General features: G+C 70.9%; 18 protein-coding genes. 12 read left to right on the top strand and 6 right to left on the bottom strand.

Annotated elements, in window-relative coordinates:
* The first annotated feature begins 27 nt into the window (after positions 1-27).
* From ACI2K4_RS14790 to mqnP, 3 genes are all read left to right on the top strand, one after another.
* Positions 28-432: a hypothetical protein gene (locus tag ACI2K4_RS14790; RefSeq protein ID WP_404511419.1), complete on the top strand. Its 405-nt coding sequence runs from the start codon at positions 28-30 to the stop codon at positions 430-432.
* Between the two features lie 77 nt (positions 433-509).
* Complete coding sequence (locus ACI2K4_RS14785; protein WP_404511417.1) at positions 510-1,970, top strand: menaquinone biosynthesis decarboxylase; 1,461 nt, start codon at positions 510-512, stop codon at positions 1,968-1,970.
* Positions 1,967-2,881, top strand: coding sequence for a menaquinone biosynthesis prenyltransferase MqnP (gene mqnP / locus ACI2K4_RS14780; RefSeq protein WP_404511415.1), 915 nt, complete (start codon positions 1,967-1,969; stop codon positions 2,879-2,881). Before ACI2K4_RS14785 ends, mqnP begins: the two co-directional genes overlap by 4 nt.
* A gap of 53 nt (positions 2,882-2,934) precedes the next feature.
* Here mqnP and ACI2K4_RS14775 read toward each other — a convergent pair whose 3' ends face one another.
* A complete protein-coding gene (locus tag ACI2K4_RS14775; protein WP_404511413.1) occupies positions 2,935-3,864 on the bottom strand; it encodes a terpene synthase family protein in 930 nt (309 codons plus the stop codon).
* A 297-nt stretch (positions 3,865-4,161) separates the two neighbouring features.
* Here ACI2K4_RS14775 and ACI2K4_RS14770 point away from each other — a divergent pair, with 297 nt between their 5' ends.
* On the top strand, positions 4,162-4,806 hold the full coding sequence (locus ACI2K4_RS14770) for a UbiX family flavin prenyltransferase (protein ID WP_404511411.1): 645 nt from the start codon (positions 4,162-4,164) through the stop codon (positions 4,804-4,806).
* A 114-nt stretch (positions 4,807-4,920) separates the two neighbouring features.
* Here ACI2K4_RS14770 and ACI2K4_RS14765 read toward each other — a convergent pair whose 3' ends face one another.
* A complete protein-coding gene (locus ACI2K4_RS14765; protein ID WP_404511409.1) occupies positions 4,921-5,202 on the bottom strand; it encodes a BldC family transcriptional regulator in 282 nt (93 codons plus the stop codon).
* Positions 5,203-5,450: 248 nt separating this feature from the next.
* Between ACI2K4_RS14765 and ACI2K4_RS14760 the strand changes: the two genes are divergently transcribed.
* Entirely contained in the window at positions 5,451-5,909 is a 459-nt protein-coding gene (locus tag ACI2K4_RS14760; RefSeq protein WP_404511407.1) for an Lrp/AsnC family transcriptional regulator, read from the top strand.
* A 28-nt stretch (positions 5,910-5,937) separates the two neighbouring features.
* Here the strand turns inward: ACI2K4_RS14760 and ACI2K4_RS14755 are convergent, their stop codons facing one another.
* The 4 genes from ACI2K4_RS14755 to ACI2K4_RS14740 all read right to left on the bottom strand — a co-directional run bounded on the left by ACI2K4_RS14755 (position 5,938) and on the right by ACI2K4_RS14740 (position 11,824).
* Positions 5,938-6,576, bottom strand: coding sequence for a putative glycolipid-binding domain-containing protein (locus ACI2K4_RS14755; RefSeq protein WP_404511405.1), 639 nt, complete (start codon positions 6,574-6,576; stop codon positions 5,938-5,940).
* A 162-nt stretch (positions 6,577-6,738) separates the two neighbouring features.
* Entirely contained in the window at positions 6,739-8,559 is a 1,821-nt protein-coding gene (locus tag ACI2K4_RS14750; protein ID WP_404511403.1) for a DEAD/DEAH box helicase, read from the bottom strand.
* A 280-nt stretch (positions 8,560-8,839) separates the two neighbouring features.
* A complete protein-coding gene (locus ACI2K4_RS14745) occupies positions 8,840-10,171 on the bottom strand; it encodes a hypothetical protein (protein ID WP_404511401.1) in 1,332 nt (443 codons plus the stop codon).
* A gap of 147 nt (positions 10,172-10,318) precedes the next feature.
* On the bottom strand, positions 10,319-11,824 hold the full coding sequence (locus ACI2K4_RS14740; RefSeq protein WP_404511399.1) for a C40 family peptidase: 1,506 nt from the start codon (positions 11,822-11,824) through the stop codon (positions 10,319-10,321).
* Between the two features lie 278 nt (positions 11,825-12,102).
* Between ACI2K4_RS14740 and mqnE the strand changes: the two genes are divergently transcribed.
* The 7 genes from mqnE to ACI2K4_RS14705 all read left to right on the top strand — a co-directional run bounded on the left by mqnE (position 12,103) and on the right by ACI2K4_RS14705 (position 21,548).
* Entirely contained in the window at positions 12,103-13,272 is a 1,170-nt protein-coding gene (gene mqnE / locus ACI2K4_RS14735) for an aminofutalosine synthase MqnE (RefSeq protein ID WP_404511397.1), read from the top strand.
* Between the two features lie 98 nt (positions 13,273-13,370).
* Positions 13,371-13,853, top strand: coding sequence for a hypothetical protein (locus ACI2K4_RS14730; protein WP_404511395.1), 483 nt, complete (start codon positions 13,371-13,373; stop codon positions 13,851-13,853).
* Between the two features lie 459 nt (positions 13,854-14,312).
* Positions 14,313-14,831 carry a hypothetical protein gene (locus tag ACI2K4_RS14725; RefSeq protein ID WP_404511393.1) on the top strand — a complete coding sequence of 173 codons (519 nt, stop codon included), beginning with the start codon at positions 14,313-14,315 and terminating at the stop codon, positions 14,829-14,831.
* The gene (gene pstC, locus ACI2K4_RS14720; RefSeq protein ID WP_404511391.1) at positions 14,831-15,868 is read left to right on the top strand and encodes a phosphate ABC transporter permease subunit PstC; all 1,038 of its coding nucleotides are present in this window, start codon (positions 14,831-14,833) and stop codon (positions 15,866-15,868) included. The genes ACI2K4_RS14725 and pstC overlap by 1 nt, the downstream gene beginning before the upstream one ends.
* A 13-nt stretch (positions 15,869-15,881) precedes the next feature.
* Positions 15,882-17,285, top strand: a complete 1,404-nt coding sequence (pstA, locus tag ACI2K4_RS14715) for a phosphate ABC transporter permease PstA (RefSeq protein WP_404511389.1) — start codon at positions 15,882-15,884, stop codon at positions 17,283-17,285.
* A complete protein-coding gene (gene pstS / locus ACI2K4_RS14710) occupies positions 17,278-18,948 on the top strand; it encodes a phosphate ABC transporter substrate-binding protein PstS (protein WP_404511387.1) in 1,671 nt (556 codons plus the stop codon). Before pstA ends, pstS begins: the two co-directional genes overlap by 8 nt.
* Positions 18,945-21,548, top strand: coding sequence for a hypothetical protein (locus ACI2K4_RS14705; protein WP_404511385.1), 2,604 nt, complete (start codon positions 18,945-18,947; stop codon positions 21,546-21,548). Before pstS ends, ACI2K4_RS14705 begins: the two co-directional genes overlap by 4 nt.
* The last annotated feature ends 26 nt before the right edge of the window (positions 21,549-21,574 follow it).

The raw sequence follows: 21,574 nt of genomic DNA, 5'->3' as shown, positions 1-21,574 counted from the left end.
ATTCGTCTCGCCACCCCGGAGCAGGCCGTGACCCCGGAAACCCGTACCACCGCCGCCATCCTGTTGATCACCGTCGGCACCATCGCGTTCGGCGGGCTGTCGCTGTTGATGAACCTGGTTCGTCGCATCCCCGGCTACCTCGACAACCCGGTGCGCCGCGCGCTGTGGACCGCCGGCCATGCCCACGCCGGAGTGCTCGTGCTCCTCGCGCTGGTGGCCATGCTCTACGTCGACCAGACGGACTGGTCCGACAGCCTGAAGATGGCGGTCCGCGGCCTGTTCGTCGCCGCCCCGATCCTGATGCCGCTCGGCTTCTTCCTCTCCGTCGTCCGGCCGTCGGACACCAAGCCGAACAAGCTGATCTGGCTGGTCGTGGCGGGCGGCGCCAGCCTCACCGCCGGCACGCTCCTGCTCGGCATCGGCCTGCTCTGACCGGTGACGCCGATCGGTGCCCGCGCCGGGCACCCCGGCTGAGTCGACCGGGCCGGGGGTGCGGGAGACTGGCGGGTATGGCCCGTGGCTTCCCGTACGCCGATCTCAAGGATTTTCTCGCCGCACTCGAGAGCGCGGGCGAGTTGCGCCGGGTGACCGTGCCGGTCGACCCCACGCTGGAGATCAGCGAGGTGGTCACCCGGACCGTCCGGGCCAACGGCCCGGCGCTGCTCTTCGAGCGCCCGACCCGGGGCGAGATGCCGGTCGCGGTCAACCTCTTCGGCACCGAACGCCGGATGGCCATGGCGCTCGGCGTGGACCGGCTCGACGAGATCGGCGACCGGATCGGCGCCCTGGTCAAGCCGGAGCTGCCGGTCGGCTGGTCCGGCATCCGGGACGGTCTCGGCAAGGTGCTCCAGCTCAAGTCGGTGCCGCCGAAGAAGGTCAAGACCGCTCCCTGCCAGCAGGTTGTCTACCGGGGCGCGGACGTCGACCTGGACCGCCTGCCCGGCCTACAGGTCTGGCCCGGCGACGGCGGGATCTTCCACAACTACGGGCTGACCCACACCAAGCACCCGGAGACCGGCAAGCGCAACCTCGGTCTCTACCGGTTGCAGCAGCACTCGCGGAACACCCTCGGCATGCACTGGCAGATCCACAAGGACTCGACCGCGCACCACGCGGTCGCCGAGCGCCGGGGTGAACGGCTCCCGGTCGCCATCGCGATCGGCAGCGACCCGGTGGTCAGCTACGCCGCCTCGGCCCCGCTCCCCGGTGACATCGACGAATACCTGTTCGCCGGTTTCCTGCGCGGCGAGCGGGTCGAGATGGTCGACTGTCTGACCGTGCCGTTGCAGGTGCCGGCGAACGCCCAGATCGTCCTGGAGGGCTACATCGAGCCGGGCGAGCGGCTGCCGGAGGGGCCGTTCGGCGACCACACCGGCTTCTACACCCCGGTCGAACCGTTCCCGGTGATGCACGTCGAGGTGATGACCACCCAGCGCGAGCCGGTCTACCACTCGATCGTCACCTCTCAGCCGCCGCAGGAGGACCACGGCCTGGGCAAGGCCACCGAGCGGATCTTCCTGCCCCTGCTCAAGCTGCTGATCCCGGACATCGTCGACTACGACATGCCGGCCGCCGGGGTGTTCCACAACTGCGTGATCGTCTCGATCCGCAAGCGCTACCCGAAGCACGCCCAGAAGGTGATGAACGCGATCTGGGGTGCCCACCTGCTCTCGCTGGCCAAGTTGATCGTGGTGGTCGACGAGGACTGCGACGTACACGACTATGCGGAGGTGGCGTTCCGCGCCTTCGGCAACGTCGACTACTCGCACGACCTGCTGGTCACCCAGGGTCCGGTGGACCACCTCGACCACGCGTCGTACCAGCAGTTCTGGGGCGGCAAGGCGGGCGTCGACGCGACCCGGAAGCTTCCCACCGAGGGTTACACCCGAGGCTGGCCGGAGGAGATGACCATGTCGCCCGAGATCCGGGCACTGGTCGACAAGCGCTGGAAGGAGTACGGAATACAGTGACCGCCGCTGCTACCACCGTGGCCGAGCGGCCGGGACGGGTGAAGTCGTTCCTGAAGCTCGTCATGATCGAGCACTCCGTCTTCGCGCTCCCGTTCGCCTTCCTCTCCGCGCTGGCCGCGATGTTCGTCGACGGCGGTCGGGTGCGCTGGGTCGACCTGCTGCTGATCACCGTCGCCATGGTCGGCGCCCGTACCTTCGCCATGGCGGCGAACCGGATCATCGACCGGCGGATCGACGCGCGCAATCCGCGTACGGCCGGGCGGGAGTTGGTCACCGGGGCGGTGAGCGTCCGGACCGCCTGGACCGGCGCGATCGTCGCCGTGCTCGTCTTCCTCGGTGCCGCCGCCGCGCTCAACCCGCTCTGCTTCGCCCTGGCCCCGCTCGCCGTGGCGCCGCTGATCCTCTACCCGTACGGCAAGCGGTTCACCGACTGGCCGCACGCCATCCTGGCGCTCGCGCAGGCGGTCGGCCCGGTCGGCGCCTGGCTCGCGGTGACCGGCACCTTCTCCGGTTCCGGCCCGGCCTGGCTGCTCGGTGCCGCGGTCGGGCTCTGGATCGGCGGATTCGACCTGATCTACGCCTGCCAGGACGCCGAGATCGACCGCGAGATCGGGGTACGCAGCGTTCCCGCCCGCTACGGCAAGCCCTTCGCGCTGCACCTGTCGACCGTGACGCACGTGGTGACGTTCGCGCTCTTCGTCTGGTTCGGCGTACTGATCGGGCTCGGCTGGCTGTTCTGGATCGGCCTGGTGCTGACCGTGGCGGCCTTCGCGTACCAGCACCTGGTGGTCACCCCGACCGACCTGTCCCGGGTCAACCGGGCGTTCTTCACCGCGAACGGCTTCGTCGCGATCGCGCTCTTCCTCTTCGCCCTGCTGGATCTGGTCTTCCGGCTGCACCTGCGAGCCTGAGCGGCCCGGGGGCGATCGGCCCGCCGTCCGGGGCGGTCGCGGCCCAGGCTGGCTCAGATCGCATCCCGGATGCCGTCCGGCGGGCGGACCGGGGGGACCGAGACCGTCAGTCCGGTGCTCTGCCGGTAGCGGCTGCTCTCCAGCGACCAGTCGATGGTGCCGCGCACCGAGAGACCGATGCCGTCCAGGTGGTCACGCAGGGCCCGGTCGATCGAGGGACCGAACGACGGTACGCCGGCCCGCAGCCCGCCGAACCGGTCCATCGTCTGCTGCCACCGTCGGACCACGGCCAGTACCGCCTCCCGCTCGGTCAGCCCCTCCGCGCGGCTCACCGCGAGCACCAGGTTGTGCCCGCCCGAGGTGGCCGCGTCCCGCCGCAGCGAGAGCAGGTCGTTGAACCAGGAGAGCAGGTCGTTGCCGGTGGCGGCGTATTCGCGTACCGCCGGGTGGTGGTAGACCGCGTCGGGCAGCGGTCGGCCGGTGACGAACTCGATCAACGTGTGCGACACGTACGCGGCCGAGGTGGCCCGACGCAGTTCCACGTACTCGGGCACGGTCGGGTGCCGACCGGTTGCCTTGTTGCTCGCTTCGACCAGTACGCCGTCCAGGTGGTGGGCGACCGCGTCCACGAACCGGTCCCGGGCGGCGGGGGAGAGCCGTCGGGACGGCACCCGCCAGGCGTCCACCAGCATCCGGCGCAGCGGCCCGGTGAAGCCGGGGTGGCGGGTACGCGGCCCGTCCCGGAGCAGCCGCAGGATGCCGTCGCGCAGGTCCCGGACGAACGCCGGGTCGGGTCCGGCGCTGCCGTCGCAGGCGTCGTCCAGCAGGAAGAACCAGGTGAAGAGCGCGGTGAGGGTGCGTAGGTCGGCGAGCGAGGCGGAGGGGTAGAGGCGGCCGGCGTACCTGGCGAAACCGTGTCGGTGCAGTCGTGCCGCGTCGCGCTCGTCCAGCGGGTGGCCGGAGCGTCGGAGCCACCCGGGCAACCAGTCCTGGACGGCGTCCGCGTAGGGTGAGATTCTGGACGGAATCGGACAATCGAACCGGATCAACCTTGTCTTGTCGCCGTCCATGCCGTTACCTCCCGAAACGACCGGTGCCGGGCCCGTCGAGAAGCATGGCAGTTCCACGGTTCGCGCGCGGACCCCGCACTACTCAATCCCGGCCCCGGGTCGACTCATCCGCCGTTCCGCTCCACCACCCCTACCGCCCCCGGGTGATCTGGGTCCTGAACGGGTGGGGTCGGTGCCACGGCCGCCGTCCGCACCGGGCACGCTTGGGTGATGCGCAGGCCGTGGGTGGTGGGGGTTTCCGGAGCATCGGGTACGCCGTACGCGGCGGCCGTCATCGGCGGGCTGATCGATGCCGGCGAGGCGGTCGACCTGGTGGTGTCCCGGGCCGCCCGGCTGACCATTTTCGACGAGACCGGTGCGGGGTTCCGGGACGCCCACTGGCGTGCGGATCTGAGCGGGTGGCTGGGGCGTGACCTGGGCGGTGCGGACCTGGTCCACTGGCCGGCCGGGGACCTGGCCGCCGGGCCGAGCAGCGGGTCGTACCCGGTGCGCGGCATGGCGGTGGTGCCGGCGAGCACGGCGGCCTGTGCCGGTATCGCCATCGGGCTCTCGAAGGACCTGCTGCAACGGGCGGCCGAGGTGAACCTCAAGGAGCGTCGGCCGGTGGTGGTGGTGCCCCGGGAGACGCCGGTGACCCGCAGCCACCTGGAGCACCTGATCGCACTGCACGACGCCGGAGCGGTGGTCCTTCCGGCGAGCCCTGGTTTCTACGGTGCGGGTGCGTCCGCCTCGGCGCGGCAGTTGGTCGACTTCGTCGCCGGCAAGGTGCTCGACGCGCTCGGTGTTCCGCACTCGCTGTTCCGGCGCTGGGCGGGCGAGTTGGGTGCCGGCCGCGAGGACCAGAGCCCTGGTTGAGTACGCAATCAGGCAGAATGGGATGAAAGAGGTTTTTGCCGTGGTTCGGGCCGATGGTCCCCGGCCCGATCCTCGGGTCCTACTCGGTGGTGCTGGGTCGTGCTGGATGGTGCCTCAGTGCATTCCGACGTTGCCCGCGCTGGCCGGACCAGGGCCGGTCGGCGTCGCCGGGCCGGCGTTGCGCGGCCGGTTGGCCATGCTGTCGTCGACCTCGTCGAGCATGCCCTCGCCTTCGAGTAGGGCACGCACCTCCGACTCCCGGAACCGACGGTGCCCGCCCGGCGTCCGGATACTGCCGATCCGTCCGGCCGCAGCCCATCGGGTGACGGTCTTGGGGTCGACGCGGAACAGCGCAGCTACCTCGCCCGGCGTCAGCAGACGATCTCCAGTGTCCACAGCCCCCTCCTCGCGTCCACGAAGTCCCCGGACTGGTAAGACCGCCCCCGGGACAAAAGTGCCTGCCAGAGCCTTCGGTGGGGACGTACGGCAATTACAGCACCGCCAGAGTGTCGTGTCCGGCGAACGCGAAAACGCCCTGAGTGGGAAGTTAGCTTGGCCGATATGTGGTTTTTACCTGCTTTGAGCGTGGGACACCACCTACCGCTCGTTCGCCGTCCCATCCACCGGGATAGTGTCTACAGTCCGTGGACGCAATCGACCTGGTACTCGTGAACCTGTTGCAGACGAACGCCCGGCTCTCCTACGCCGAGCTGGCCCGGCAGGTCGGGCTCTCGGCACCCGCGGTGCACGAGCGGGTCGGCAAGCTCGAGGCGAACGGCACCATTCGCGCTTACCGGGCCGATGTCGAGCCGGAGTCGATCGGACTGGGCGTCACCGCCCTGATCGGCATCGTGCAGGACTCCGGCGGCGACAGCGACGACATCCTCGCCGCGCTCCGGGAGATGCCAGAGATCGAATCGTGCTACTTCATGGCGGGCGTCGAGTCGTTCCTGTGCAAGGCGCGGGTCGGCACGATCGCCGAGTTGGAGCAGTTGATCGTACGGTTGAACCGGACCGCCGGGGTCGCCTCGACCCGGACCGGCATCGCCCTCTCCACCAAGTGGGAAAACCGCCCGCAGTCGCCCACCCCGGACGCCCTCTGACGCTGGCATCCGCCCCGGCCGGGCGGCGTCAGCGGCGTACCTCGGTGCCCACCCGTTGCGCCAGGCCGGGGTAGTCGAGCACGTACCCGTCCGGGTCGAGCCGTAGCTCCGTGCTGAAACCGTCGTCGACGAACCGTACGTTGCCGCCGTCCAGCGCGGTGTAGACCTGCTCGGACGGGACCACCAGCAGGCCCGGCACCAGCACCCAGGCGACGGTGATCCGGTGCGTCGTCCCCGGCGTCGCGCCCCGCAGGCCGAGTCGCCGCACCGGCAGGGTGTTGAACAGCGGTGCCCCGCCGAGGTCCACGTCGAGCGCGTCGGCCAGCCGGTGCGGGTCCTCGATCCCCGGAATACCGGCCGTGGGCCGCCCTGCGGCGGCCAGCGCGACGTCGAGGTCGCCCTGTTCGGCGGTGCTGGCCCGCCACCGTCCGGCGGCCCGCTCCAGCCTGATGCTGCGCAGCCAACCGGCACCCTCGACGCTCACCTCCAGGCGTACCGTGGCCCAGTTCTCGTCGGTGATCACCTCGTACCGGCAGGTGTAGGGGAGCGGGTCCACCGCCAGTGCGACGCCCCGGGCGAGCAGCCCGCGTCGGTCGTCGATCAGCGCGTGGTCGGCGCCCGGCAGGTCGGTCCGGTTCCAGAGCAGCGATCTCGGCATCATCGGCATGCCCGGGACGTTACCGGCGGCACCCGTTCCGCGCGGGCCGCGACGCCACGCACGGCGAACAGGCGGCATCCCGGCCACGGGTCAGGAAAAAGCGGCGGGCGGAAGGCGTGGTCGAACCACGCCGTCCGCCCGCCGCCGAGATCGGTCGAGCCGTCGAGAAGATCAGTGGGTACGGGTCGGGCGGCGTCCGCCGAACTGACGCTCACCACCGGTACGCGCACGATCGCCCTGGGCGTCGCCCGGCCGGTCGTGCCGGGGCGCGCTCTCGTGCCGGAACCCGCCACGACGCTCGTCGGAGCGCCACTCGCCACCGGTACGCCACTCACCCGCCGGACGTCCCGCGCCCCGCTCCGCCTGCGGACGGTCGCCGTACCCGCGCTCGCCCTGCGGGCGGTCGCCGTAGCGTCGTTCGCCCTGGGGACGGTCGCCGTACCCGCGCTCGCCCTGCGGGCGGTCGCCGTAGCGTCGTTCGCCCTGGGGACGGTCGCCGTAGCGTCGTTCGCCTTGCGGACGGTCGCCGTAGCGTCGTTCGCCTTGCGGACGGTCGCCGTAGCGTCGTTCGCCTTGCGGACGGTCGCCGTAGCGTCGTTCGCCGCGCGGGCGGTCGTTGTAGCGCTCCGGCTCGGCCACCACCGGGACCCCGCTCGGCGCCTGGGCGCCGGTCAGCTCGGCCAGGACCGCGTCGCCGGGGCGGACCCGGGTCTGCGCCGGCTCGACGCCCGCCTTCTCGAGCATGGCCAGCGTGGTCCGGCGCTGCTTCGGCAGCACCAGCGTCGCCACCGCGCCGGACTCGCCGGCCCTGGCCGTGCGGCCGGCCCGGTGCAGGTAGTCCTTCGGGTCCTTCGGCGGGTCGACGTGCACGACGAGCGACACACCGTCGACGTGGATGCCCCGTGCCGCGACGTCGGTCGCCACCAGGACGGTCGTCCGGCCTTCCTTGAACTCGGCGAGCGTACGGGTGCGTACCCGCTGGGTCTTGCCGCCGTGCAGCGCTCCGGCCCGTACGCCGACCGCGGCCAACTGCTCGACCAGCCGGTCCACGCCCATCTGGGTACGGGCGAACATCATCGTGCGCCCCTGGCGGGCGGCGATCGACGCGGCGATCGCGAACTTGTCGTGCGGCGGGATCAGCAGCAGGTGGTGGTCCATGGTGGACACCGCCGCCGTGGCCGGCGCGGTCGAGTGCGTGACCGGGTCGTGCATGAAGCGCCGGACCAGGGCGTCGACGTCGCCGTCGAGGGTGGCCGAGAAGAGCAGGCGCTGGGCGTTCGCGGGCGTCTTGGAGAGCAGTTCGGTGACCTCGGGCAGGAAGCCCATGTCGGCCATCTGGTCGGCCTCGTCGAGCACCGTGATCTCGATCTCGTCGAGCTTGCAGACGCCACGGGAGATCAGGTCGCCGAGCCGTCCCGGCGTGGCCACGATGATCTCCACACCGCGCCGCAGCGCGTCGATCTGCCGGTCGTACGGCACCCCGCCGACAGCGGTCTTCAGGAACACGCCGAGCGACTTGCCCAACGGCATGAGGGCGTCGTTGACCTGCATCGCGAGCTCGCGGGTCGGCACCAGGATCAGCGCCCGGGGGTGCTGTGGCCGGGCCCGGCCGCCGGCCGCGACCCGTGCCAGCACCGGCAGGCCGAAGGCGAGGGTCTTGCCGGAGCCGGTCTGGCCGCGACCGAGCACGTCCCGGCCGGCCAGGGCGTCCGGCACGGTCGCCTGCTGGATCTCGAACGGGGTGCTGATGCCCTCCCGGGCCAGGGCGCGGACGAGCGGCTGCGGCAGGCCGAGGGAGGCGAAGTCGCTCACCTGCGAGCGGGCCGGCTCGGTGACGTCGGTCGATTCGGGCTGTGCGGCGTCCGCCTCGGGCTGTAGGGCGTTCGCTCCGGGCTGTGCGGCGTTCGCTTCGGGCTGTGCGGCGTCCTCGACCAGCTCGGCCGGGGATTCGAGGACGGACGGAAACGTGCTGGGATCAGCGAAGGGCGTCAAGAAAAACCTCTCAAGCGGGGCGCATCTTCGCGAATGGCCCGCTGCGGCAAACGTCCGCCGCTGAATCGCCCGCAAGATCGCCCAGGGGCGCGCTTTGCGCGCGCCAGGTCAGTAATCGCGTCAAGTGTACGGCTTCTCCGCATGGTCACCATCGACCGACCCCTGCCAGTGGGCAGCGTCACCCCGCCCACGGCTACCGGTGCAGCCGGTGCCACGGGCGGGGTTTACGGCTCGGCGTCCCGTTGTCGCCGTCGAGGTCGTCCGGTGTGGCGCCGCCGGGTCAGCTTCCCAGCAGACCGCCGAAGAGACTGCTGAAGGTGTCGCCGGCGGCAAAGACCACCAGCAGGCCGATCGCGACCAGCACCGCCAGCCCGGCGGCCAGGACGCCGATCATCTTGCCGGTGCCCGCGCTGCCGGTGGGCGTGTCCGCCCAGCCCTGCGCCAGGATGTGTCCGGTCAACGATCCGGTGTTCTCCACCGGGTTCCCGGTCGTGATGGCAACCGTCATCTCCGCCGGTGCCGTAGCGCCGGGTCCGCCGTACACCGTTCCCCGGTCGTCCGGCGGGGTCGCGACCCCGCCGGACGACGCGAGCCTGATCGGCTGGGTCGCCTCCGATGTCGGCCCGGTGCTGATCGGCTGGGTGATGTTGGCCGAGAGCGAGGTGTCGATCCGCTGGGTGGTGTTCGTGGCGAGCGAGGTGTCGATCGGCTGGGTGGCGAGGGCGTCCGAGGGCGTCGGCGTCGTGGAGCCGGGTCGGTGAGGCGCCGCCGTCGGGGTGGTGAACAGGCTCGGAGCGGGCGCGGCGATGGTCGACGGCGGCGGGGGGAACGGGGGGACCGGCGCCGGCACGGGCGGGTTGGGCGGGGTCGGTGGCAGCGGTGGAACGGGGCCCGGACCGGGCGGTGGGGGAGTCGGGCGCGGTGGCGTCGGTACGGGCGCGGGTGGTGGCGTCGGTGCGGGTGCCGGCGGCATCGGCCCGGGGAGGGGCGGGGTTGGTGCCGGCACCGGGGGGAACGGGGCCGGCGCCGGTCCGGGGCCGGGTGGGCTCGGCGGCTCGGGCTGCGGCGGAGTGGCCGGCTCGGGTGGCTCGACAGCGGGTACGGCGACGCTGGCTCGCGCGGCCGGAGCCTGGTTGGGCTCACCGGAGCGTTGGGTGGGGATGGTGAAGCCGATCTTCGGCTGGCCCCAGGGACGGTCCGAGGAACGGGGTGGGGTGGCCGCCGGGCTGCCGGGTGTATCGCCCGACGCCGTGTCGGGCGAACCCGCGTCGGGCTTGGCGTTGCCAAATGCCGACCAGGGGACTTCCGCCTGAGGGACTTTCGGCGTACGTCGTTGCAGGGGGGCGCTGCTCGGCGTCTCGCGTACGGCAAGCGGTGGTGCCGGTTCGGCCGGCTCCGCTCCCGCCGAGGCGGTCGCCTCGACCACGTCGCGATCCTCGGCCGGTTCCGGCGACTCCGACCCGGGCTTGGCGTCGGCACCGCCGGTCGCCGGTGGAGCTGCCAGCGTGGGCAGCCCCCCGATGTCGCCCTTCACGTCCGGTGCCGTCGTGGTCAGGGTCCCGGTATTCGAGCCCCCCGCCGTCTCGGCCGGCTGTGTCTGCTCTTCGCCCATCCTCTGCCTCCCGCGCCCGCACCCGGTCCGGTGGCGCCGGACCGGGAGTGCCCTCGATCCTCACCGTGCCACATTCGCGCACGGGCGGACAGTCGGAGCGGATTGTCCGGCACCGCCGGCCGTCGGGAACGAGCCGGACGAGCGTCCCTAGGTGGCGCTCGGTACCACGCTGCCCGACGCGGCCGGGGTGGTCCCGGTGGACGGGTTCGGCGTTGTCGTGGGCTCGTCGTTCGGGGTGGTCGCCGGTGGGGTCGTCGGTGGTGGCGGCGGCGTGGTGGGCGGCTCGCTCGTCGGCGGCGGTGGGGTGGTCGGCGGCGGTGGCGTCGTCGGCGGAGGAGTCGTCGGCGGCGGCGTGGTGGGTGGCGCGGTGGTGGGTGGCGGGGTGGTCGGCGGTGGCGTGGTCGGCGGCCGGGTGGTGGGTGGCGGGGTGGTCGGCGGCGGCGTGGTCGGTGCGGGTACGGCACCGAAGATCCGGGTCGCCGCGTAGAAGCGGGACCACCAGACGGTCGACACCTTCACCACGTCGCCGGAGTTGGGCGCGTGGACCATCTTGCCGTTGCCGATGTACATCCCGACGTGGTGCACCGTGGTCCAGCTACTGCCGGAGGCGAAGAAGATCAGGTCGCCGGGGAGCATCGAGTAGCGGTCGACCGTACGGCTCCGGGTCGTGTAGTACTGGTCCTTCGCCACCCGGGCCAGCGTGTATCCGGCGGTGCGGTACGCGGCCCACATGAGTCCGGAGCAGTCGAACGCGTCCGGCCCCTCGGCCGCCCAGACGTACGGGTCGCCCCGCTGGGCGAGCGCGTACTGCACGGCCTGCAACGCGCGCGGGTCGGCCACCATGCCGGCGATGCTGGCGTTGTTGATCCCCGACGGGCTGAGCTGCTGCTCAGCGGCTTCCCGGGCCTGCTCGATCACGGCAAGCTGATCGGAGTTGTCCCGCTTGAGCTTCAGCAGGTCCGCTTCCAGCGTCTTGAAGCTGGCTTCCTTCGCGGTGAAGCTGGCGGCCGTGCTGGTGACCCGGGCGGTGGCCGCCAGTTGTCCCTCCCGCGCCGCCTGCTCGGCCGCGCGGGCGCGGGTCAGCTCACGCGCCGGGGCGATGCTGTCCGCGCCCGACTGCTCGCCCTTCTGTAGGCGGCTGAGCGCGCCCAGTCCCTCCAGATCGGAACCGAGGGCACCGGGCGGCAGACCGGCCGCGTCCTTGAACGCCTCGGCGGCGGCCTGGTCGGCGGCGGCCTGTGCCTTGAGCAACTGCTCGTGCGAGGTCCGCCACTCGGTGTCGGCGGTGACCAGCAGGCCGGCCGCCGTGTCCCGGTCCTGGCGTAGCTGGAGCAACTCGTCGCCGAGTACGGCGAGCTGGGTCTCCTTGGCCTGGATCTGGGTGGCCAGCGGGCCGTTGAGCAGCGGCGGCAGCGGGACGTTGGGGCTGGTGGACGGCGCCGTCGCGCCGGGCATCAGCAGCGCGCCGACCGCCGCGGGGCGGGCGCCGGTGTCCGGCACGGTGGTGGGCAGGGCCGGATCGGCGTAGACCGGGCTGGCGAAGGCGAACGCGACCACTCCGCTCAGTAGCGCGGACCAGGCCATCGGCCGGAGGACCGGGCTGATCAGCGGTCGGCGGTGTCGTCCTCGTCGGCTGCCCGTTCTCAATGCCATTCCGCTCCCCATCCAGCGATCGAGGGCCCGGTCGTACCGCCCCGGTGCCCTCGTGTCCGGCGATGTGCCCGGCGTCCCACTTTTGTCTACCGCACCGCGTTGCGGAAGTCGATCGGGAAAGGGGTAACAAGAGCCTGAGAGTCTGATGACGGCAGCCTGAGTGCCGGATGGCCGGCGGGCGTCCGGTGAACTACGTCGCTGCCACCGTGGCCGTACGGTCGCCACCGGGCGGGCCACGTACGCTCGACCCTGGATCGTAGGGAAGGGACGGGGCCGTCATGGATGCCGGACGCAAGCGTGAGCTGGAAGAAAAGGTCTACGCCGGGGAGCGGCTGAGCCGCCAGGACGGCGAGGACCTCTACGACAGCGACGACCTGGCGTGGCTCGGGCGGTTGGCACACCACCGCCGGACCGAGAGCAACGGCGAGCGGGTGATGTTCAACGTCAACCGCCACCTGAACCTGACCAACGTCTGCAGCGCCTCGTGCGCGTACTGCTCGTTCCAGCGCAAGCCGGGGGAGAAGGACGCGTACACGATGCGGATCGAGGAGGCCGTCCGCAAGGCCAAGGAGATGCAGGACGAGCAGCTCACCGAGCTGCACATCGTGAACGGGCTGCACCCGACCCTGCCCTGGCGTTACTACCCGAAGGTGCTGCGCGAGCTGAAGGCCGCGCTGCCGACGGTGAAGCTGAAGGCGTTCACCGCCACCGAGGTCCAGTGGTTCGAGAAGATCAGTGGCCTGCCGGCGGACGAGATCCTGGACGAGCTGATCGACGCCGGGCTGGAGTCGCTCACCGGTGGCGGTGCGGAGATCTTCGACTGGGAGGTCCGGCAGCACATCGTGGACCACGCCTGCCACTGGGAGGACTGGTCGCGGATTCACCGGCTGGCGCACTCGAAGGGGCTGAAGACCCCGTCGACCATGCTCTACGGCCACATCGAGGAGCCCCGGCACCGGGTCGACCACGTGCTGCGGTTGCGTGAGTTGCAGGACGAGACCGGTGGCTTCACCGTCTTCATCCCGCTGCGTTACCAGCACGACTTCGTCGACTCGGCGGACGGCAAGATCCGTAACCGGATCCAGGCCAGGACCACGATGGCGTCGCCGGCCGAGTCGCTGAAGACGTTCGCCGTCTCCCGGCTGCTCTTCGACAACGTGCCGCACGTCAAGTGCTTCTGGGTGATGCACGGGCTGTCGGTGGCCCAGCTCTCGCTGAACTTCGGCGTGGACGACCTCGACGGCTCGGTGGTCGAATACAAGATCACCCACGACGCGGACTCGTACGGCACCCCGAACACCATGCACCGCGAGGATCTGCTGAACCTGATCTGGGACGCGGGTTTCCAGCCGGTCGAGCGGGACACCCGGTACAACGTGGTCCGGGAGTACGCCGTCCCGCCGACGCTGGCGCAGCGCCGGGCGGAACCGCAGCAGGTCTGGGCCTGAGCCGGGGCAGGTCGCCTGCTCTTAACCTGTCTCATGTCCGGCGTGCGTGTTGGCGTGCGCGCCGGGTCACGGATCGTGCGTAGCTTCCATTCACCGTGATGATTGATTCTGCCGAGCGTGGTCCAGCCGAGACCGAACGTCGGATCCGGAAGCCCCGCCGCCCCGCACAACGGGTCGGTGACGGTCGCGCCCTGCTGCCGGCCCTGCTCGCCGCCTTCTCGGCCCTGGTGGCCACCGCGATGTTCATGCTGTCCGGCGCCGCGGTGGCCGCCCCGGCGCCCGCGCCGAGCGGCAGCGGCTCGGTGAGCATCACGGTGGAGATCGCCAGCGCGTCGCCGAGCCCCACCGGCAGCCCGAGTCCGTCGGCGAGTCCTTCCGGCAGCCCGAGTCCCTCCACCAGCACCAGCCCGTCGGCCAGCCCGGAGCCGTCGGTCAGCCCGACAAGTCCGGCCCCCTCCGGTCCCGGCGGCAACCTGCCCAGGACCGGGCTGCCGCTGGTCATGATTCTCGGTGCCGGCCTGCTCCTGCTCCTGGCCGGACTCGGCCTGCGGCTGTCGGCACGGCGCCGGGCCACCGCCTGAGCCGGCCGACCGGCACGGGCACCGGTCGGTCCGTCGACGGAGCGTCACCAACGCCCTGCGCCGGGTCCGGCTGAACCAGCGTCGTCCCAGCTCGAATCCGGGGTCGTGGCGCGGAACCGATGACGGTCCGCATTGCTGATCGCGATTTGCCGCCGATGGGTCGAAAACCGAAAAGCCCGTTAACGGACTCCTGCGATAAATGTCGAACAGGACCCGCCGGAGCGCTATCGACGTATTGAGCTGGCTGGCGCTAATTGGCTCTACTGGGCGTTATCGAGCCAATGCATCGTACGCCCTATTTGGTCACCCCAGGTGAACTGATGTTCACCCCGTGCATGTCTGGCGTGAGCATTTGGCTATGGCCACCGTCACAGGCTGTACGGAGCCTGATCGCGGTGGTCGCCCCCGAACGGCGACCGGCGACAAATGCGCGTTTCCGCGCTTGACGGGAGGGGTCTGGTGCAGCAGTCGCGCTTCGTCTTCCTTTCCATGCCGATACAGGCGGGCGACCAGGAGGACGGGGCTGCCGAGGAGGTGTTGTGGATGCTCGTATCACCGAACAATCGACAACTCGGTCGTGGTGACGAGGGCTTTCAGACGTACGCCGAGTGCTGGGCGGCGGTCGCGCGGTTGCGTGACGAGCACCGCCGGGCCGACGCGGTGGCCCTGACGGACGAGTTCACCGGGCAGTGGGCCTGGCGGCTGGATCTGGACGACAAGACCGTCGCCGTCTCCAGTCGGTCGTACCTGCGTGCCCGTGAGTGCAGCTACAACCTGGAGCGTTTCATGGCCGCAGTGCCGCTCGCCGAGGTGGTGGAGGGCACCCGCGTCGTCCGGCGGGGGCGTCATCCGGTACGCGACCGCGAGCCGTCCCTCGACCGTCGTCGCCCCAGCGGCGTCCAGCCCTGGGCGGGTGCGGCCCCGGCGGGGGCACGTCGTACCGCGTCGGCCGGCAACGAGACGAGCAGCCGACCCTGATGCGTACCTTGAATCGGGGCCGGACCGTCGTTCCCGGCACGCCGGATGGTCCGGCGGACGCGCCCACGCCGATTCGGCAGCGGCGCGGTCCGTCGGATCTCGTGTTCCGTGGTGTGGCCAGTGGCGGCGGGCTGGTCGTCCTGGTCGTGATGCTGCTGGTCGGCGGGTTCCTGCTGGTGCAGGCGCAGCGGGCCCTCGATGTCGCCGGTTGGTCGTTCCTGACCGAGCAGGCGTGGGAGCCGGATGTCGGTGCCGGCCACTTCGGCATCGCGGCCGTCCTGACCGGCACGGTGCTCATCGCACTGGTCGCGATCGCGTTCGCGGTGCCGCTGGCCACCGGCACCGCGTTGTACATCTCCGAGTACGCCCCGCGCCGAATCCGGCAAACCCTGATCAGTCTGGTCGACCTGATGGCGGCCGTGCCGAGTGTGGTCTACGGGCTTTGGGGCGCATTCCTGCTCACCGGCAATGTGGTGGGTCTGGCCCGGTGGATCTCCACCTATTTCGGGTGGATCCCGATCTTCGCGGTCGACGGTGTGGATCCCCGGGACCCACTGGCACCACAATCGGTGTACACCGCGTCCACGTTCATCGCCGGCATGGTGGTGGCGATGATGGTGACCCCGGTTGCCTGTTCGATCATGCGAGAGGTCTTTTCGCAGGCGCCCGCCGGTGAGCGTGAGGGCGCTTTTGCGCTCGGCGCGACCAAATGGGGAATGATCCGCTCGGTCGTCCTGCCCTTCGGGCGGGGCGGCATGATCGGTGGCACCATGCTCGGGCTCGGCCGGGCGCTGGGCGAGACCATCGCTGTTGTCATGATCATTTCCCCGGTCTTCCAGATCCAGCCGCACCTGCTCCAGGTCGGCGGAAACTCGGTCTCCGCGCTGATCGCCCTGCGCTACGGGGACGCCACCGAAATGGGCATCTCGGCACTCTTCGCGGCCGGCCTCGCCCTGTTCACCATGACGCTGATCGTCAACTTCTTCGCCTCGATCATCATCGCCCGGAGTCGGTCCGGCGCGGCGAGCGAGGTGTGAGGAGGTGCCGGCGGTGAGCGCGAAACACCCGATCGAGGAGCAGTCCCGGATGTCGACCGAGACGCTGTCCCCGCCACCGACGAGTCCGTTGCCGGAGGAGCCGGCACCAACCGGTCCGCCACGGGCCGGCACCGGAGTCCGGCCGTCGCGTACCACCATCCCGGTGCGGAGCGCGGACCCGGAGCCGACCGAGGTACGGCGCAGCACCGCGACCATCCGGCACACCGACCTGTACGCCGCGATCGGCGCGGCGGTGGCCGCGCTGAGCCTGACCGCGCTCGTCTACACCCAGCTCGCCCCCTTCGACGGCGTGCTCGGCTTCGTGGTCCTGGCCTACGTGGCGTTCCTCGGCTTCTACTCGCTGCTGGTCTCGTTCGACGAGGACGGGCCGGCGGTACGGGACCGGGTGGTCGGGGCACTGGTGCACAGCGTCGGCTTCCTGCTGCTCGCCGTCCTGCTGCTGGTGATCTTCTACACGCTGGCGCGCGGCTGGTCGGCGATGGTCCACCTGAACTTCTTCACCCAGGACATGTCGGTCACCTCGCCGCTCGCCCCGCTCGACGAGGGCGGGGTGCTGCACGGGATCGCCGGCACGCTGGAGCAGATCACACTGGCGCTGCTGCTCACGGTGCCGCTGGCGGTGATCTGCGCGGTGTTCCTGAACGAGATCCCGGGCCGGTTCAGCCGTACGGTCCGTACGATCGCCGAGGCGATGACCGCGCTGCCGTCCATCGTGGCCGGGCTGTTCGTCTACGCGACCCTGATCCTCTCCCTGGGTTACGACCGGTCCGGCTTCGCCGCCGCGCTGGCCATCAGCGTCATGATGCTGCCGATCATCATCCGCGCCTCCGACGTGGTGATCCGCCTGGTCCCCGGCAACCTGCGTGAGGCCGCGCTGGCCCTGGGCGCCTCGCAGTGGCGCACGGTCTGGCACGTGGTGCTCCCCACCGCCCGGTCCGGGCTGACCACGGCGGTGATCCTGGGCACCGCCCGGGGCATCGGTGAGACGTCGCCGGTGCTGCTCACCGCCGGTGGCGCGGACGCGGTCAACCTCAACCCGTTCCAGGACTGGCAGAACTCGTTGCCGCTGGTGACGTACAAGTCGGTGGCCCAGCCCTCGGACAACATGGTCGCCCGTGGGTTCGGCACCGCCGCCACGCTGATGCTGCTGGTGCTGCTCCTGTTCATCCTGGCCCGGCTGATCGGTGGTCGCGGCCCGGGGCAGCTCACCCGTCGCCAGCAGCGCCGCCGGACCCGTCAGTCCGCACAGGACCAGGCCAGGTACGCCCGCCGCGACCAGCCGCGGACGGACATCTTCGATCTTTCCCCGGCCGTCGACGAACCGGCCGGTGCCGGTCGGAACAGCCCAACCGACCCGGCCGTCTCCCGAACCGACAGCGAGGACAGAAATGCGTGAACGGACGTCTTGGCACCGGCGACTGCTGGCGGGGCTGCTGACCCTCGCGACAGTCGCCGTGACCGCCGTCGCGGGTGCCCCGGCCGGTGCCGCGCCCGCGGGCGGTCGCAACTACGTCGCGATCAGCGGCAGCGGATCGACGTGGAGCGAGAACGCGCTCCAGGCGTGGCGGGCGGCGGTCCGCCAGCAGGGGATGACGGTCAACTACAGCGGTGGTGGCTCGACCGTGGGCCGGAACAACTTCCGCGAGGGCACCGTCGACTACGCGGTCTCCGAGATCCCGTACGGCCTTGAGGGCGACGGGTCGACCCGGAAGTACGCGTACATGCCGATCGTCGCGGGCGGCACCGCCTTCATGTACAACCTGAAGATCGGCGGACGCCGGGTGACCAACCTCCGGCTCTCCGGCGAGGTGATCACCAAGATCTTCACCGGTGTCATCAAGCAGTGGGACGACCCGGCGATCAAGGCCGACAACCCCGGGCTGAACCTGCCCGCGCGGCGGATCGTGCCGGTGGTCCGCTCCGACGGCTCCGGCACCACCGCCCAGTTCGTCATCTGGATGAACAGCCAGCACCCGGGAATCTGGCGGCCCTACTGCACCTCGATGCGCTCGGCGACGCAGTGCAACGTGCTGTCGTTCTACCCGACCAAACCGGGCTCCGGCTTCGTGGCGCAGCCACAGTCCAACGGCGTCTCCGGCTACGTCGCGCAGAACCACGCCGAGGGCGCGATCACCTACGTCGAGTACTCGTACGCGTTGAAGAACAGTTTCCCGGTGGCGAAGGTGCTCAACAGCGCCGGCTACTACATCGAGCCCAAGGCGACGAGCGTGGCGGTGGCGCTGACCAGGGCCGAGATCGCGGCGGACCTGACCCAGCGGCTCGACGGGGTCTACCGCAACGCGGACAAGCGGTCGTACCCGCTCTCGTCGTACTCGTACATGATCATCCCGACCGAGCCCGAGGCCGGATTCACCCAGGACAAGGGCTACACCCTGGCCAAGTTCGCCTACTACTTTCTCTGTACCGGCCAGCAGTCCGCCGACTCGCTCGGCTACTCGCCGCTGCCGAAGAACCTGGTCCAGGCCGGCTTCCGGCAGGTGGAGCGGATCCCGGGCGCGGTGCGCGAGGACATCAAGCTGGAGACCTGCCACAACCCGACCTTCGCCCCCGACGGCACGAACCTGCTGGCCCGGGACGCCAAGGACCCGCCCGCCTGCGACCAGCGCGGCCCGACGCAGTGTGCCGAGGGCACCGGCGGCGCCCGGCAGGCGACGCCGACCGGCAACGGCGGCGGCAACAACAACAGCGGCGGTACCGGCAACCAGAATGCCGGCGGCACGAACAACGGCGGTGGGAACTCCAACGGCGGCGGCACGAACACCCAGAACAACAGCACCCCGGGTACGGCCGGGCCGTCCACCGGCGGCACGCCGCAGTTCGACCCGGACACCGGTGAGGTGATCGCCAGCGGGGACGGCGGCGGCGGCCAGTTCGTGGCCGGAGTGCCGGTGTCGCTCGACGACGAGGGCGGCTGGCAACTGCGGCACACGATGATGGTGCTGGCGGCGCTGATCCTGATCGCGCTGGTCGTCGGCCCACCGCTGCTCTTCCGGCGGGTTGCCACGGCGGCCGGCGGGGACGAACGGGGCCGGCGATGAGGCGCGTCTCCACCGGTACGCGGATGCACCGCCGTCTCACCGCCGCGCTGCTGGCGGTGCTGGTGGCGCCGCTGGCGCTGCTCGCGACCGGAGCGCCGGCCGGTCACCAGCCGGCCCTGGTGGCCAAGGCCGAGGACGCACCGACCGACTCGGTCATGACCCAGCACGGCCGGCCCGGCACGTACGAGGACTTCTCCGGGCTCGAGGTCACCGTCTCGCAGACGAAGAACCTGGTGAGCCAGGCGATCACGGTGACCTGGAAGGGCGGCAAGCCGACCGAGCCGGTCCGCTACTTCGGCAAGAACTACCTCCAGATCATGCAGTGCTGGGGCCCCGACCCGCAGGCACCGGACTTCCGGGAAACCTGCCTCTGGGGCGTGAGCGGGGCGAACCCGCTCGACCTCTTCTCCGGCCCGGACGCCATGCACCGCCGGGTGAAGGCGAGTTTCCAGCTCTCCGGCGGGACGCGGGAGACGGACCCGGCCGAGGCCACGTTGCCCGAGGGCGTCCGGTTGCCCGAGGGAGCGGAGTACCCGCCGTTCCGGTCGGTGCACGGGGATCGGCAGACCTGGGGGACCAGCCCGTTCGGTGAGCCGGCCTGGGTCCCGCCGATCGAGAACTACTTCGACCGGAACACGACCAACGAACTGCCGTTCGGCCGTACCGCACTGGACGGCACCGGTCGTGCCACCTTCGAGTTGCAGACCACGACCGAGGAGCGCGACCTCGGCTGCGGGGACCCGATCCCGCAGCCCGACGGGTCGGTCAAGGGACGGCCCTGCTGGTTGGTCGTCGTGCCGCGCGGAGAGTACGACTGGTCCGGCAACCGGCTCGACGGTGTGCCGCAGGGTGGTCGGGTGATGGACGGCTCACCGCTGTCGCCCAGCTTCTTCGCCAACCGGATCGTCTTCCCGCTCGAGTTCGAACCGGTCGGCAACTACTGCCCGGAGACCACCGAGCTGCGGCAGACGGTCGGCTCGCACCTGATGGAGGACGCCGCCGCGTCCTGGTACGGCGCGATGTGCGCGAACAGCACCCGGCCCCCGCTGGTGCTCAACCCGATGGGCGACGTCGAGGCGAGCCAGCAGTTGCGTACCGAGGTGTTCGGGGCACCGGTCGGCCTGGCGTACGTCACCGATCCGGTGGTGCGCAACGAGTCCGATCCACCGATAACCCATGCCCCGGTCACGCTCGGGGCGGCGGTGATCACCTTCCAGATCGAGGGACGGGTCCCGTCGACCGCACCCCCCGCCGACCAGGAGCTGGCCAACGTACAACTGCGTGATCTGAAGCTGACCCCCCGGCTGGTCGCCAAGCTGCTCACCCAGTCCTACTCGCGGGAGGTGGTGCTCGGCGCGGTCGGGGAGCGCCGGACCTATCCGAGCCTGCGCCAGGATCCCGAGTTCCTCGCCCTCAACCCGGTCTTCGGGCGGTTCGAGCTGAACTTCCACCCGGCGGGGATCCTGGTGACCGACGGCAACTCGGCCCTCGCCCGCCAGGTCTGGCAGTGGGTGCTGGCCGACCCGGAGGCCCGGGCCTGGCTGGCTGGGGCGGCGGACGAGTCGGGCATGACGGTCAACCCGAACTTCTTCCCCATCTTCGCCGACGGCCAGGCGCCGGCCAGGTTCCCCAAGGCGGACCCGAACTGCTTCGACAGTGACGGCCCGCTGCTGCCGGACGGACCCGACGAGGGTGAGGAGCCGGACGGCGGTACGGCTCCGGAGCGCTGCGCCCAACACATCTCGCCGTACGTCGACACGCTCCGCAAGGCCGCCAGCCAGACCCTGCGCGGCCAGTCGGGCGCGCAGAACTGGGTGATCAACGGTGACTGCCCGCCGGGGCAGAAGGACTGCTGGAAGTCGGACCCGCCGCAGGCCGTGGGACAGCGGTTCATGCTGGCGATCACCGACGCGGCATCCGCGACCCGGTACGCCCTGCCGACCGCGCAACTGCGCAACCGGGCCGGGGAGTTTGTCGCCCCGACACCCGACGCCCTGCTCACCCAGGTCTCACGGGCGTCCGAGCCGAGCGCCGTGGCCGGCGTGACGCAGATCAACCCCCGTACGCCGGTGGCCGGCGGATACCCGCTGGCGATGCTGACCTACGCCGCGGTGAACCTCGGCCTGCCGAAGGAACAGCGGATCGACTACGCCCGGCTGTTGCGTCACGCGGCCACCGACGGCCAGACCCCCGGGGTCCGGCTGGGTCAACTGCCAGCCGGTTACGTCCCGCTGCCGCAACCGCTGCGGGACCAGGCACTCGCTGTGGCGGCGACGGTGGAGAACTACGTCGCCCCGACGCCGACCCCCACTCCCACCGAAGAGGCCGCGACAAATCCCCCGCCACCCCAGAATCCGCCGCCGACAGGCCAGCCGACGAACACGCCGACATCGGGTACGTCACCCACGCCGAGCACCACGGCCAGTGCGGCCCCGACCCCCACCGTCGGTACGCCGGCACCGGTCGCGCAGACGGCGACGACCGAGGGGCGACCCGTCGGCTGGGTCCGGTTCCTGCTGGTCGTCGTGCTCGGACTGGGGCTGGTGAGCGCCGTCGCCGGCCCGACCATGCTGCTTCGCGGTTATCGCCGACCCCGATGAGACAGTCCGACGCCAATTGCTGCTTA

Origin of the sequence: Micromonospora sp. NPDC050397, assembly GCF_044901685.1 — a bacterium.
In the GTDB taxonomy this organism is placed as follows: Bacteria; Actinomycetota; Actinomycetes; order Mycobacteriales; family Micromonosporaceae; genus Micromonospora_G.
This window is presented reverse-complemented; position numbering and strand designations above follow the sequence as displayed.